The sequence below is a fragment of the Streptomyces sp. 71268 genome, from assembly GCF_029392895.1.
Classification (GTDB): domain Bacteria; phylum Actinomycetota; class Actinomycetes; order Streptomycetales; family Streptomycetaceae; genus Streptomyces.
This window is the reverse complement of the sequence record NZ_CP114200.1, coordinates 5,994,304-6,009,264: the sequence shown is the minus strand read 5'-3', so window position 1 is coordinate 6,009,264 and position 14,961 is coordinate 5,994,304. Positions and strand designations below refer to the sequence as shown.

Genomic DNA, 14,961 nt, shown 5'->3' with positions numbered 1-14,961 from the left:
GTCGCCTGCCCGTGTCGTCCGGTCCGGCGCCCCGCCGCACGGCGGTGGTCGGCGCGTGGACCTTCTCCCTAGGGTACGCGTCGCCCGCGCCCCGAGTGCTCCCCGGGGGTTGACGGCCCGCTCCGGACCCCGCTGTGACCTGCCCCGACACCGGGGCGGGGCGCGCGGGTCAGCGGTCGCCGCCGGTGGCCGGGACGCTCATCAGGTCCACCACGAACAGCAGCGTGTCCGTGCCCTTGATCCCCTCGGACGGCAGTCCCTTGGCGCCGTACGCCTTCTCCGGTGGCACCGCGAGTTGGACGCGGCTGCCGGCCCGCTTGCCGACCAGCGCCTCGTCCCAGCCCTTGATCACCTGGCCGGCGCCGATGAAGAAGGTGTCAGGTCGGCCGCGCCCGTGGGAGGAGTCGACGATCCGGCTCTGGCCCCAGACCTGCATGACGAAGTGGACGGAGATGCTGCTGCCCTTGTCCGCGGCGCGACCGCTGCCCTCGATCAGCATCTCGACCACGAGCCCGCTCGGCGGGTCTCCGGTCGGCGCGGCCATCGTGGGCTTCTCGCCGAACGCGGTGCCGGCGATGATCTCGGGCAGTCGCCCGTCCCCGCTTCCGTGCGGGGGGTCCGCGCTCGGCCCGCTCGACACCTCGTCGTGGCCGGCCGGCTCGCTCGGCGTCGGGTGCTCGCTGGCCCGGTCCCCCGCGCCGGCGCCGTCGCCGCTCGGCTCGCGCGACGGGCGGTGGTCCTTCGCCCCGTCGTCGGCGTCGCCGCCGAGACCGCGCCAGAGCGCGACCGCCCCGCCGACGGCCACCGTTGCGCCGCCGCCCGCGACCGCCACCAGCAGGGCCCGCCGGGACGCGGTGCGACGCGCGGCGGGCACGCCCGTGGGCTGAGCCGGTATCGGGGCCGGGGCCGGGGGTATCGGCGGCGGGGGCAGCGTCCCGTAGGCGGCCGGGCCGAACCCGGGCGCGGGCGGCGTGGCGGCCGGCGCGGGCGCGGCGGGCCGGGCCGCGCCCGGTGGCGCGGGCCGGGCGGGCGGCGCGAGCGCGAGGGTGGCGCTGATGTCGGAGGGCAGCCAGCGGCGTTCGTGCACGGTGTCGGGCACGGCGAACTCCGCGCGCAGCCGCGCCACCGTGGGCCGCTCGGCCGGGTCCTTGGCCAGGCAGCGGGCGAGCGTGGGGCGCAGCGCGGCGGGCACGCCGGACAGGTCCGGGTCCTGCTCGACGGTCCGGTAGACCATCGCGAACACGTCGCCCTCGCCGTACGGGCCACGGCCGGTGGCCGCGTAAACGAGGGTGGCGCCCAACGCGTAGACGTCGGTGTGCGGCCCGACGGCGTCGCCGCGCAGTTGTTCGGGCGCCATGTAACCGGGGCTGCCCGAGAGTTCGCCGGTCCGGGTGATCTGGGTGTGCTCGGTGGAGCGGACGATGCCGAAGTCGATGACGCGGGGGCCGTCGTCGGCGAGCAGTACGTTCGAGGGCTTGAGGTCCCGGTGGGTGAGGCCGACGGCGTGGATGGCCTCAAGGGCCCGGGCGGTCCCGGCCAGCAGGGCGCGCAGCGCGTCCTCCGGCAGCGGCCCCCGGTCGGCGACGGCCTGGGTGATCGGGACGCCGGCGATGTACTCGGTGGCCAGCCAGGGCCGGGGCGCGTGCGGGTCGGCGTCCAGGACGGCGGCCGTGAAGCGGGCGTCGACCCGGCGGGCGGCGTCCACCTCGCGGGCGAAGCGGCGCCGGAACCCCTGGTCGTCGGCCAGCTCGGCGCGCGCCACCTTGAGGGCGGCGATGTGTCCGGTGACGGCGCGGCCGAGGAAGACCACGCCCATGCCGCCGCTGCCGAGCCGCCCGAGCAGCTCGTATCCACCCACCGACCGCGGATCGCCCGCCTCCAGCGGCTTCATGCACCGGCCCTCCCCGTAGCCCGGTGCGCGAGCCTACCCACGCCGCGCGAAAGCACACCACAGCCCCGTCCACCCCGACTGACCTCGGGGTGGACGGGGCTGTGGGGCCGGCCGGCGCGGGCCAGGCCGGCCTGATGGCGTCTTAGGAGCCGCCGCCCCCGACGACGGTCAGCGGCAGCAGCTTCTTGCCCGTGGGGCCGATCTGGATGCTGGTGTCCATCTGGGGGCAGACGCCACAGTCGAAGCACGGCGTCCAGCGGCAGTCCTCGACCTCGGTCTCGTCGAGCGCGTCCTGCCAGTCCTCCCAGAGCCAGTCCTTGTCCAGGCCGGAGTCCAGGTGGTCCCAGGGGAGCACCTCCTCGTAGGTGCGCTCGCGCGTGGTGTACCAGTCCACGTCCACGCCGAAGTCCGGCAGCGTCTTCTCGGCGCAGCGCATCCAGCGCTCGTACGAGAAGTGCTCGCGCCAGCCGTCGAACCGGCCGCCGTCCTCGTACACCGCGCGGATGACCGCGCCCACCCGCCGGTCGCCGCGCGAGAGCAGGCCCTCGACGATGCCGGGCTTGCCGTCGTGGTAGCGGAAGCCGATGGAGCGGCCGTACTTCTTGTCGCCGCGGATCTTGTCGCGCAGCTTCTCCAGGCGCGCGTCGGTCTCCTCGACGGAGAGCTGCGGCGCCCACTGGAACGGCGTGTGCGGCTTGGGCACGAAGCCGCCGATGGAGACGGTGCAGCGGATGTCGTTGGACTTGGAGACCTCGCGGCCCTTGGCGATCACGTTGACCGCCATGTCGCCGATCTGGAGCACGTCCTCGTCGGTCTCGGTGGGCAGCCCGCACATGAAGTACAGCTTCACCTGCCGCCAGCCGTTGCCGTACGCCGTGGCGACGGTGCGGATCAGGTCCTCTTCCGAGACCATCTTGTTGATGACCTTGCGGATGCGCTCCGAGCCGCCCTCGGGCGCGAAGGTCAGGCCCGAGCGGCGGCCGTTGCGGGTCAGCTCGTTGGCCAGGTCGATGTTGAACGCGTCCACCCGGGTGGAGGGCAGCGACAGGCCGATCTTGTCCTCTTCGTACCGGTCGGCCAGCCCCTTGGCGATGTCGCCGATCTCGGTGTGGTCGGCCGAGGACAGCGAGAGGAGGCCGACCTCCTCGAAGCCGGTGGCCTTCAGGCCCTTCTCCACCATCTCGCCGATGCCGGTGATGCTGCGCTCGCGCACCGGGCGGGTGATCATGCCGGCCTGGCAGAACCGGCAGCCACGGGTGCAGCCGCGGAAGATCTCGACCGACATCCGCTCGTGCACGGTCTCGGCGAGCGGGACCAGCGGCTGCTTGGGGTAGGGCCACTCGTCCAGGTCCATGACGGTGTGCTTGGAGACCCGCCACGGCACGCCGGACCGGTTGGGCACGACGCGGCCGATGCGCCCGTCGGGCAGGTACTCGACGTCGTAGAAGCCGGGCACGTAGACCCCGCCGGTCCTGGCGAGGCGCAGCAGCAGCTCCTCGCGGCCCCCGGGGCGGCCCTCGGCCTTCCAGCCACGGACGATCTCGGTGATCTCCAGGACGGCCTGCTCGCCGTCGCCGATGACCGCGCAGTCGATGAAGTCGGCGATCGGCTCGGGGTTGAACGCCGCGTGCCCACCGGCGACGACGACGGGGTGGTCCTCGGTGCGCCGCGCGGCCTCCAGCGGGATGCCCGCGAGGTCGAGCGCGGTGAGCATGTTGGTGTAGCCCAGCTCGGTGGAGAAGCTCAGGCCGAAGACGTCGAACGCGCTGACCGGCCGGTGGCTGTCCACGGTGAACTGCGGCACGCCGTGCTCGCGCATCAGCTCCTCGAGGTCGGGCCAGACGCTGTAGGTGCGCTCGGCGAGCACGCCCTCGCGCTCGTTCAGCACCTCGTAGAGGATCATGACGCCCTGGTTGGGCAGGCCGACCTCGTACGCGTCGGGATACATGAGCGCCCAGCGGACGTCACACTCGTCCCACTTCTTCACGGTGGAGTTCAGCTCTCCACCCACGTACTGGATCGGCTTCTGCACATGCGGGAGCAGAGCTTCGAGCTGCGGGAAGACCGATTCGGCAGACATACCCGGGAACCTTCGTGAGCTGACGGAGGACACGCCCCACCGCCGACGGCGAGGGACGGGTGACCCTCAAGCCTAACCCGCCCCACGCGGCCCTCACTCCCACCGCCCGCCCCGGCCGCGGTTCCCGGGCCGGGGGCGGGCGCGCAGGGCGGGCTCGCCGGGGGTGGGGTCGGTCACAGCAGTCGGCGCGGTGGCGGGTCGAGGACGGCGGCCCACACGTAGGGGAGTTCGCGCTCGCGGGCCGCCGCGACGGCCTCCTCGCGGCCGTACAGCAGCCCGAGCGTGAACGTGCTCTCGCCCGCCGCGTGCGCGCGCACCGCGATGGCCCGCAGCGCCTCGCGGGCCCGCACGCTGTCCTGGTGGTCGCCGAGTACCTGCTGCACGCGCTGGAGCCGGCCGGCCAGCTCCCGGGCCCCCTTGCCGAGGGCCAGCTCGGCGGCCTCGGCCGCGTACCGGGCGCGCTTGGCGGCCTTGCGCGCGGCGTGCAGCGCGCCGTCGCGCTCGGGCCCCGGGGGCAGCGCGAGGGCGGCGTCCACGCGGCGGGCGAGCCGGTCCGTCTCGGTCAACACGGCGGCGCGGACCACCTTGCGCGGCGGCCTCGCCGCGGCCGGGCGCAGCAGCGGCGGCGCCCCCTCGCGGGTCCTGGGTGGGTCGGCGCGCAGCGCGTCGAGCGTGGTGAGCAGGTCGAGGTAGCGGGGGCCGTCGAGCGCCGCGACGAGCCGCTGGCGCGCGTCAGCGTGCTCGGCGCGGGCCCAGACGGTCAGCCGGGCCCGTACCGGGCCGAGCCGCTGTTCTTCGGGGACCGCGTCGAGCCCGGCCGTCAGCCGTTCGGCCAGCACCTCGCGGTCCCGGTCCACGCCCAACTCGCCGGCCAGCCACTTCAGTTCGGCGCCCACCGGGTCGGCGGCGGCCCGGTCCAGCACCTTGCGGTAGGAGCGCAGGACGCTGCGCAGGCGGCGTGTGGCGACCCGCATCCGGTGCACGGCGTCGGGAGCCTCGCGCCGGGCGGCCGGGTCGAGCGCGACGATCGCCGCGACCTGCCGCCGCACCGCGTCCAGCACCACGTCGCCGGCGGTCAGCTCGGCGGTCGGGTCCCCGCCGCCGAGCAGGGCGTCCGCGCCCTCGCGCCGGCGGGCCTTCTTCGGCGGTCGGGGTTTCTTTTGTTTCTTCGGTTTCTTCCGCGCGCCGTCGCCGTCACCGTGCGCGGCGCGGCGCTCCTCCCAGCGCGCCTCCGTGGCCGGTACGGACTCGACGTGCGGCGCGGCCGTCTCGGCCAGGGCGCGGGCCAGCTTGGAGGCCGATCCGGCGGGGCGCAGCCCCAGGGTGGTCAGGTGGCGCTCGACCGCGTCGAGCAGCGCGGGGTCGCCGCCCGGGCCCAGTTCGGCCTCGACCTCGCTCCAGCGGACGGGCGCGTCGGACGAGCCCGCGCGGCGCGCGCTGACCTCGTCGGCGCTGATCTCCGCGAGCGGCTCGCCGGCCGCGTCGACCAGCCGCCAGACGGCGCGCCGGGTGCGCAGTTCGACCAGTGGGCGCAGCGGGGCGTCCAGGGTGCGCGAGCGGGTCAGGGCGGCGAGTTCGGGCGGCACCCCGTCGCTGAGCGGGGCTCTGATCTCATCCCGCACCACGTCCCCGCCGTCGCTGGTACGCGGGGCGCCCTTGGGGCGTACGGGGAGCTTGAGGTGCCAGCCCTCGTCGGAACCGCCGGTGCGGCGGCGCAGCGTCACACCGTCCGCCGCGAGCCGCTGGTCGGCGGTGTCGTAGTAGGTGGCGTCGAGCGCGGTGACGCCGTCGTCCAGGACGGAGGCGACACCGGGCAGTTCGGCGAGGGCGGACAGCGCGGCGAGGTCGAGTGGCGCGCCGCCGGGCGCCGCCTCGTACTTCCGTTCGATTTCTCGTACGGTGCGTGACATGGCCGCAATGTACGCCCGGGCGGTGCGCGCGGCGAGCAGTTCGACGGGCTCGGTCACACCCCGCGCGGGGGCGCGGTGGAGGCCGACGCTGATGCCGGGCGCCGCCTTCCGCGCTCCCCCGCGCGGTCGCCACAAGGTCGCCACGGGGTCGCGCGCCGCCGTCAGGGCGCGCCGAGGTGGCGGGTGAAGAAGGCGCGGACGAGGTGGCGCAGCAGCGGCACCGAGCGCGCCGGGTCGATGGTGCCGACCAGCGCGGCGCGGGCCTCGGCGGTGATCAGGCCGGCGGCCTGGAGTCGCGGCGCCAGGGCCGCGTAGTCGGTGAGGGTCGCGTGGGTGGCACCGGCGATCTGCCGCCAGGTGGCGTGGCCCCGCGAGCGGGCCACCGCCGCCGACCAGGTGCGCTCGAACTCCGCGTCCCGGAACCCCTCCGTGCCCAGCAGGAGCAGCGGCCGGTCCACCCCGTCGCGGGCGGCGGGGAAGAGCGGGCCGAGGTGGCCGGGCGACGTCGCCGGGTGGCTCAGGTACCCCTCCAGGTTGGCCGCCGCCGCGATACGGCGGTCGTCGTAGAGGGCCTGCGCCGCCGTGGTGCCGCCCGCCGAGTGCCCGTAGACGCCCACCCGGCGCGGGTCGAGTGCGCGCGCGAGGCCGCGCGGCAGGGCGCTGCCTGGCTGGTCATGGCGGTGGCCGGCGCCCGGGTGAGCCAGCCGGACCAGGTGGTCCAGGACGAGGCGGACGTCGGCGATCCGGGTCTCGATCACGGTCTGGAACAGCTTCGGGTCGGTGCGCGGGTCGCCGACGAGGACCGACTCGCGCAGCGTGCCGTCCGGCAGCTCCACCTCGCTGGCGTCGCCCGGGTGGTCGATGGTGACCACGACGAAGCCGTGGCTGGCCAACTCCTCGGCCACGCAGGTGCCCAGGGTGCGCGGGTCGCCGCCGCCCGGGCTGTAGAGCAGCACCGGCCGCCGCCGCCCGGCCAGCGCGGGCGCGTCCAGGTAGGCGTGGGTCGTGGTGGCGGCCCAGTCCACGCCCGCCGACGGCACCAGCGGACGCGTCCGTGGCGCCCAGACCGCGAACGACGCGGCGGCCCGCGCCGTCATCTGCGGCATGCGCGGCCGGCCGCGCACGTCGCCGGCCGGGTACCACGCCGTCGCCATCACCTGCCGCACGCTGCCAGCGCCCAGCCACGGGTCGGGGCGCTTCCGGTCGACGACGTGCAGCACGCCGGCCCCGATCCGGTACGGGCCGCTCGGCGCCGGCAGCCGCATCCGGAGGCCGCCCGCCGCGCCGGCGTCCACCGGGGAGCCGGGACCCGGCGCGGCCCACGCCGGGCCCCGGCCGGTGAGCGCCACCGCGCCGCCGAGAACGGCCCCCGCGACGACCGCCCGCCGACCGACGCCGCCACCGTTGCCGCTACCGACACCGGGCCCCGAACGCCCCCTGCCGCCGCGTCCCACTCCTGCCCCGTACCCGTCGTCCCCGTTCCTGTTCCTGTTCCTGTTCCTGTTCGCCATGGTCACGTCGCACCCTTCCGTGCTCGGTCGCCGCGCACCCCGCGCGGGCCCCCGCCGTCGCGTGGCGGGTACGCCGGGAATACTGGTGGCCGGCCGGCGACGTGGGCGATCGTTGCGGCGCTGGCCGAAAGGCTGGCGCGCGGCCGTCAGGAGGAGTAGTGATCCGGGTCCACCTCACGGCCGCCGACCTGGCCCGGGTGCGGTTCGCGCCGCGTCCCGCCCCGCTCCAGGAACTGAACACCGCGCTGCTGACGCTCTGCCAGCCCGGGGACGCGCTGCGGTACGGGCCCTGGCGGCAGCGGCTGCTGCACCGCCTGCCGGACGCCGTCCGCCCGCTGCGCGACCTGGTCCCGGCCGCCCGCGCGCCCAGCTTCCTCGACGTGTTCGCCGACGACCTGCGCGAGGGCCTCGCCGCCCCGCGCGCCACCCCGGTGGCCGTGGTGCGCGCGGAGTTGGCCCGCGTGTACGCCACCCACCCCGCGCCGCCCCCGCCCTGGGTGCGCGACCTGCACCGGGGCGACGCCGACGCCTGGCGGGTGCTGCGCCAGGCCCAGCACGCGGCGTTCGAGACGATCCTGCGCCCGACCTGGTCCCTGGTGCGGGACCTGCACCGGGCGGAGTTCACCCGGTACGCCGTGACGGCGGCCGAGGCGGGCGTCGGCGCCGCGCTGTGCGCCGCCGTGCCCGGCTCCGCGCTCCGCGCGGACGTGTGGGAGCTGGCCGCGAACCGGGAGGCGGACGTACGCCCGGCCGGCCGTGGCCTGACCCTGCTGCCGACCTTCCACTGGTCGGGGGCCCCGCTCGTCGCCGAGCTGCCGGGCCAGCCGGTGTACGTGACGTACCCGGCCGGCCCGGGCGTGCCCCCGTCGCCCGCCACGGCCGGCGACCGCGCCGGGGCGCTGGCCACGGTGCTCGGCCGCGCCCGGTACGAGGCCCTGCTGCTGCTCGCCGAGGCCCACACCACCGGCCAACTGGCCCGCCGTCTCGGACTGAGCGACGCCACCGCGTCCGAGCACGCCGCCGCGCTGCGCGGCGCCGGCCTGATCACCACGGCCCGCGCCGGGCGCGCGGTGCGGCACCGCCGCACCGCGCTCGGCGACCTCCTGGTCAGCCCCGGCGACCACCGTCCACCCGCCCCGCCGACGGACGCGTAGCCCGCGCCACCCGCCCGCCGACACTCGCCCGACCAGCCACCGCCCCATCCGGCCCCCGGCCGGCCGGCGTCCTCCCGGCCGGCGTCCTCCCGACAGCGGAGCCGGCGGCCGGGCGCACTGCGGGGACGCGCACCGTGGGGCAGGGTGGACGCATGGGCAAGCCAGCACCGTCGAGGGCTCGCGTCCGGCGCTTCCCGCAGCGGCCTCAGAGCGTCGCGGCCGCGCGGCGCTTCGTGCGTGGTGCCCTGGACGGCACGTTCGAGCCGTTGGTCGACATCGCCGTGCTCCTGGTCAGCGAGCTGGTGACCAACGCGGTGGTGCACGCGGCCACCGAGGTCGAGGTGTCCGTGCGGGCCGTGGGCAGCCGGGTGTGCGTACGGGTCAGCGACCACCGGCCCTACCGTGGCTTAGCTCCCCGGAACTGCCCTCCGTACGCCGGTACGGGGCAGGGCCTGACCGTCGTCGAGCAGCTCACCTGGCGGCACGGGGTGGAGGTCGGGGACGAGCACAAGACGGTCTGGTTCGAGCTGCGGTCCGACGGTTGGCCGTCGCCGCCCTTCGGGTGGCCGCCCACCGACCCGCCGCCCGTGGAAGCCCGCGAGACCGTGATGCTGGTGGACCTGCCCAGGACGCTGTACGCGGCCTCCGAGCGGCACCGGCACGCGCTGCTGCGCGAGCTCTACCTCGCGGTGTCCGCCGGGGCCGATCTCGGCGTGTCGCCCGAGGAGCTGGCCGTCGCGCACGACATGAACAACGTCGTCAGCGCCCGCGTCACCGCCGCCCTGGAGCGGCACCCACCGCTGACGGACGTCCACTCGCTGCCGCTGACCATGCCGGCCGACGCCGGCGCCGCGGTGGAGACCCTGCGCCAGGTGCTCGACCTGGCCGAGGAGGCGGCGCGCGCGGAGCACCTGCTGACGCTGCCGGCCCTGCCGCGCCGGCGCGCCTTCCAGCAGTGGCTGCTGGACCAGATCAGCGACCAGCTCGACGGCGATCCCCCCACCGCGTGGACGCTGGTCCCGCAGGGGCCGGGCTTCAGCCCGTCCGAGATGGTGCCGTGGGACGCCGGCCTCCTCCAGGCGAGCAGGGTGCCGACCATCGCCGCCGACGAGGGCAACCACATCGTCGCGGCGAACGGGCCGGCCGCCGACCTGCTCGGCTGGTCCGTGGACGACCTCGTCGGCCGAAAGCTCACCGTCCTCATGCCGGAGCACCTGCGCCAGCGCCACGTGGCGGCGTTCTCCTCGCTGCTGCTCACCGGGCAGGCGCACATCCTGGGTCGCTCGGTGCCGCTGCCGGCGCTCCACCACGACGGCCACCTCGTTCCCATTCGGCTGATCATCCAGACCCAGGAGATGACCGACGGCAGCACCGTGTTCGTCGCCCAACTGGCCCCCCGGGCGACCGCGCCCGTCGACGGGTCGGGCGAACCGTCGGTCCGCGGCATGCCCCCGACGCCGCCCGAGGCGGCCGGGCCGTCCGCCCCGGCCGCGCCACGAAGCGAGGCCCGGCCGGCCGAGCCCGTCGCCGAACTGTCGGACCTGGAGCGGTTCACCCTGCTGGCCGGCCTGGGCAGCGCGCTCGGCAACACCGCGAACCTGCGCGAGGGCCTCCAGGAGGCGGGCCGCATCCTCACCCGGCAACTGGCCGACTGGTGCGTGGTCGACCTGCTGGACCAGCACGCCGAGGTGGACCGGGTCTGCGTCGTCCACCGCGACCCGCCTCCGGGGCGGTCGCCGCGGGCGTACGAGGGCAGGCTCCCGCCGATGTCCGACGTCGAGCGCGGCCCGCTGGCCCGCGTGCTGCGCGGCGCGGGCCCGCTGCTGCTCACCGAGGCTCCCGTGCCGGGCCAGGCCGACAGCCCGTTGGACGCCCAGTACCGGGAGCTGTTCGAGGAACTGGGGGCCACCAGCGCCGTCGTGGCCCCGCTGCGCTCGCGCCGGGAGGTCTTCGGGGCGCTGACGCTGGCCCGCGCCGACCGTGCCCGGCCCTTCACCAAGGGCGTGCTCTCGCTCGTCGACGACGTGGTGCGCACCCTGACCCTGGGCGTGGACAACGCCCGGCTGTACCAGGACACCCGGAACGTCGCCGAACGCCTCCAGCGCTCCCTGCTGCCCCGGCTGCCGGAGGTCGAGCACCTCCAGTTGGCCGCCCGCTACGTCGCCTCCTCCACCACCGCGCAGGTCGGCGGCGACTGGTACGACAGCTTCTGCGTCTCCGGCGGAACGGCCGTCGTCATCGGCGACGTCACCGGGCACAACCTCGACGCGGCCATCACGATGAGCCAGCTCCGCAGCATGCTGCGGGGCATCGCCATCGACCGCGAGGAACCCCCGCAGGTGGTCCTGCGCCGCCTGGACCTGGCCAACCACAGCCTGTCCCACGAACCCACCGCCACCTGCCTCTACGGCCTCGTCAAGGGCCCGCCCGGCGGCCCCTGGGAGCTGCGCTACTCCTCCGCGGGGCACGTGCCGCCGCTGCTGACCACCGCGGAGGGCGAGACCCGGTTCCTCGAAGAGGGCGCGGGCCTGCTCCTGGGCATGGACCCGGACGTGCCCCGCACCGAGGCGTGGAGCGAACTCCCGGCCCACTCGACCCTGCTGCTCTACACCGACGGCCTCATCGAACGCCGCGACGAACCTCTCGACCACGCCATGGCCAGGCTGCGCCGGCACACCGCGGCCCTGGCCCGCGAGCCGCTGGAGGTCTTCTGCGACGAACTCCTCATCGGCCTCGGCGCCGACAGCGCCGACGACCTCGCCGTCCTCGCGGTCCGCCCCACACCACCACGCTGACCGGCCGGGCCCACCTCCGCCGGGCCGCCCGACCCACCCCCGGCGACCCCCGCACGTGCCACCGCCCCGGCGGCACGTCCACGGGGGACGGCCGCCGGGGCGGTGGACGGTGCGACGGGCCCGCGCGGCGGGCCGGTCGCTAGGCCGATATCGGCCGCTGCACCCTGATCGACTGCAACAGGCCGATCGCTATCCACGCGGCGAACATCGACGTGCCGCCGTACGAGACGAAGGGCAGCGGCAGGCCGGTGACCGGCATGATGCCGAGCGTCATGCCGATGTTCTCGAAGGACTGGAACGCGAACCAGGCGATGATGCCGGCCGCGACGATCGTGCCGTACAGCTCGGGGGCGCCGCGCGCGATGCGGCAGGCGCGCCAGAGCACGACGCCCACGAGCAGGATGATGAGCCCGCCGCCGAGGAAGCCGAGTTCCTCGCCGGCCACCGTGAAGACGAAGTCGGTCTGCTGCTCGGGGACGAACTGGCCGGTGGTCTGGCTGCCCTTGAAGAGGCCGGAGCCGGTCAGTTGGCCGGAGCCGATGGCGATGCGGGCCTGGTTGGTGTTGTAGCCGACGCCGGCCGGGTCGAGCGCCGGGTTGGCGAACGCGGCGAACCGGTCGATCTGGTACTGGTCCAGGATGTTGAGCTGCCAGATCAGCACGATGCCCAGCAACCCGGTGCCGATGATGCCGGCGATCCAGCGGTTGGAGGCACCGGAGGCCAGCAGCACCGCCAGCACGATGACGGCCATCACCATCACCGAGCCGAGGTCCGGCATCAGCAGCACGATCGCGATCGGCACGGCCGCGATGGCCAGCGACTGGAGCACGGTCCGGTGGTCGGGGTGCTCCCGGTCGCCCGCGTCCACCTTGGCGGCCAGCAGCATCGCCATGCCCAGGATGATGGTGACCTTGGTGAACTCCGAGGGCTGGAGCGAGAAGCCGCCGGGGAGCTGGATCCACGAGTGCGCGCCGTTGACCGTCGAGCCCAGCGGCGAGAGCACCGCGAGCACCAGGACCACCGACAGCACGTACAGCACCGGCACCGCGCCGCGCAGGGTGCGGTGGCCGAGCCAGATGGTGACGACCATCAGGGCCAGGCCGATGCTGGTGTTGAGGGTGTGCCTGAAGAGGAACGAGTACTGGTCGCCGCCGGTCAGCTCGGTGCGGTTGCGGGTGGCCGAGTAGACCAGCACGGCGCCCATCGCGGACAGCGCGAGCGCCGAGATCATCAGCGTCCAGTCCAGCCGCCGCACGATCGAGTCGCGCGCCGTCAGCTTGCCCCAGGTGCCCGGTTCCGGGCTGAAGCGGCGGACGGAGAAACCGTCGGATGCGCTCACTGGTCCCGCCTCCCCGTCGCCGCGAGCGGCGGGGTGCCGGCGCTCGGCGCGGAGACCGGGCTACGGCCCGCGTCCAGCGTCGCGAGTGGCCGCTGGCCGCGCTGGTGAAGCGCACCCGCCGCCAGCACCGGCGCCGTCTCGACCGGCTCGGTCTTCTTCGGCGGCTTGATCTGCGGCGCCTCGATCGTGCCGTCCTTCTCGATCTTTGGCAGCTTGGCCTGCGGCGAGGGCAGCAGCGCCTTCTTCCGGTCGATCCCGCCCTTGGCGTCCACGCCGTACAGCGCGCTGTAGATGTTGCGCACGGCCGGGCCCGAGGCGCCGGAGCCGGTGCCGCCCTGGGAGATGGTCATGACGATCGTGTAGTCCTTGGTGTACGAGGCGAACCACGACGTCGTCTGCTTGCCGTGCACCTCGGCGGTGCCGGTCTTGGCGTGCATCGGGATCTTGTCCTGCGGCCAGCCGCCGAACCGCCAGGCGGCCGAGCCGTTGGTGACCACGCCGGCCAGCGCCTTGTCGACCTTGTCGAGGGTGTCGCCGCGCATCGGCAGCTTCCCGTGCGCGGTCGGCTTGATCTCCTTGACGTGCTTGCCGTCGGGGCTGACCACGGCCTTGCCGACGCTGGGGTCGTAGAGCGTGCCGCCGTTGCTGATGGCGCTGTAGATCGTCGCCATCTGTATCGGCGTGACGAGCGTGTCGCCCTGTCCGATGGAGTAGTTGACGCTGTCACCGGCGCGCATCTTCATGCCCTCGGCGCAGTTCTCGCGGGCGATCTGGGTGACGTAGTCCCGCTTCTTGGACTTCGCCTGCTTGCACCACGCGTCCTTGTTGGCCTCGTAGTAGTCCTTCTTCCACTTCCGGTCCGGCACCCGGCCCGCGACCTCGTTGGGCAGGTCGATGCCGGTCTCCTTGCCAAGCCCGAACTGGTGCGCCGTCTTGTAGAAGTGGTCGGCCGGCTTGTCCTTCGGCTTGTTCCCGCCGTCCTTCTGCCACTGCTTGTACGCCAGGTCGTAGAAGACCGTGTCGCAGGAGACCTCCAGGGCGCGGCCGATGTCGATCGGCCCGTAGCCCTTGGACTCGAAGTTCTTGAAGACCTGGCCGCCGATGTTGAAGGCGCTGCTGCAGTTGTACTTGTCGTCGAAGTCGTAGCCCGCGTTGACCGCCGCGGTCGCCGAGATCACCTTGAAGATCGAGCCGGGTGCCGCCTGGCCCTGGATGGCCCGGTTGAGCAGCGGGTAGTTGGAGTCCTTGCCGGTCAGGCGCTGGTAGTCCTTGCCGGAGATGCCACCGACCCAGGCGTTGGGGTCGTACGTCGGGTTGGAGGCCATGGACACGATGCGGCCCGTCTTGGACTCCATGACCACCACGGCGCCCGCGTCCGCCTCGTAGTTCCGGTTGGTGTTGCGGTCGTGCTCCTTGCGGGCGGCCTTCATCGCCTTGTCGAGCTCCTTCTCCGCTATGGCCTGCACGCGGGCGTCGATGCTCGTGACGACGTTGGCGCCGGGCACGGCCCGGTCGCTCTTGGCCTTGCCGATGACGCGGCCGAGGTTGTCCACCTCGTACCGGGTGACCCCGGCCTTGCCGCGCAACTGGCTGTCGTAGGTGCGCTCCAGGCCCGAGCGGCCGATCTGGTCGGCGCGCAGCAGCGGCGACTCGGTGTCCTCGGCCTTCTTGATCTCCTCGTCGGTGACCGGCGAGAGGTAGCCGAGCACCTGCGCGGTGTTGGCGTCACCCGGCGCCGCGTAGCGGCGCACGGCGGTGGGCTCGGCGCTGATGCCGGGGAAGTCCTCGGCCCGCTCGCGGATCTGCAGGGCCTGCTGGGTGGTGGCCTCGTCGGTGATCGGGATGGGCTGGTACGGGGAGCCGTTCCAACAGGGCTGCGGGGTCTTGGAGTCGCACAGCCGCACCTTGTCGGTGACGTCCTTGGTCTCCATGTCCAGCACCTCGGCGAGCCGGGTGAGCACGGCCTGGCCGTCGTCGGCCATCTTCATCAGCTCGGTGCGGCTGGCGGAGACCACCAGGCGGGTCTGGTTGTCGGCCAGCGCCACGCCCCTGGCGTCCAGGATGGAGCCGCGCACGGCGGGCTCGACCACCTGCTGTACGTGGTTGTTGCTGGCCTGGTTGCTGTACTCGTCGCCGTTGCGGATCTGGAGGTACCACAGCCGTCCGCCGAGCGTCAGCAGCAGCGAGAAGACCAGGATCTGAATGGCCACCAGGCGGATGGTGACCCGGGTGGTCCGCCCGGTCTCCGGGATGTTGCTCATCGTGTCCCCCTCTCCGCGCT

Annotated in this window: 8 protein-coding genes; 2 read left to right on the top strand and 6 right to left on the bottom strand. The window is 74.3% G+C overall.

Features of this window, described 5'->3' with window-relative positions:
• Positions 1–169: 169 nt before the first annotated feature.
• From OYE22_RS23770 to OYE22_RS23755, 4 genes are all read right to left on the bottom strand, one after another.
• Entirely contained in the window at positions 170–1,891 is a 1,722-nt protein-coding gene (locus OYE22_RS23770) for a protein kinase (RefSeq protein ID WP_277322291.1), read from the bottom strand.
• Positions 1,892–2,033: 142 nt separating this feature from the next.
• Positions 2,034–3,971 (bottom strand): TIGR03960 family B12-binding radical SAM protein, encoded by a 1,938-nt coding sequence (locus tag OYE22_RS23765; protein WP_277322290.1) that lies wholly within the window; start codon positions 3,969–3,971, stop codon positions 2,034–2,036.
• A 173-nt stretch (positions 3,972–4,144) separates the two neighbouring features.
• Positions 4,145–5,881 carry a CYTH and CHAD domain-containing protein gene (locus OYE22_RS23760; protein ID WP_277322289.1) on the bottom strand — a complete coding sequence of 579 codons (1,737 nt, stop codon included), beginning with the start codon at positions 5,879–5,881 and terminating at the stop codon, positions 4,145–4,147.
• A gap of 161 nt (positions 5,882–6,042) precedes the next feature.
• Complete coding sequence (locus tag OYE22_RS23755; RefSeq protein ID WP_277322288.1) at positions 6,043–7,392, bottom strand: alpha/beta hydrolase; 1,350 nt, start codon at positions 7,390–7,392, stop codon at positions 6,043–6,045.
• 158 nt (positions 7,393–7,550) lie between these two features.
• Here OYE22_RS23755 and OYE22_RS23750 point away from each other — a divergent pair, with 158 nt between their 5' ends.
• Positions 7,551–8,546 (top strand): winged helix-turn-helix domain-containing protein, encoded by a 996-nt coding sequence (locus OYE22_RS23750; RefSeq protein WP_277322287.1) that lies wholly within the window; start codon positions 7,551–7,553, stop codon positions 8,544–8,546.
• Between the two features lie 152 nt (positions 8,547–8,698).
• On the top strand, positions 8,699–11,341 hold the full coding sequence (locus tag OYE22_RS23745; protein WP_277322286.1) for a SpoIIE family protein phosphatase: 2,643 nt from the start codon (positions 8,699–8,701) through the stop codon (positions 11,339–11,341).
• Positions 11,342–11,480: 139 nt separating this feature from the next.
• Here the strand turns inward: OYE22_RS23745 and rodA are convergent, their stop codons facing one another.
• Complete coding sequence (rodA, locus tag OYE22_RS23740; protein ID WP_277322285.1) at positions 11,481–12,680, bottom strand: rod shape-determining protein RodA; 1,200 nt, start codon at positions 12,678–12,680, stop codon at positions 11,481–11,483.
• Positions 12,677–14,941 (bottom strand): penicillin-binding protein 2, encoded by a 2,265-nt coding sequence (gene mrdA / locus OYE22_RS23735; protein WP_277322284.1) that lies wholly within the window; start codon positions 14,939–14,941, stop codon positions 12,677–12,679. Before mrdA ends, rodA begins: the two co-directional genes overlap by 4 nt.
• Positions 14,942–14,961 lie beyond the last annotated feature (20 nt).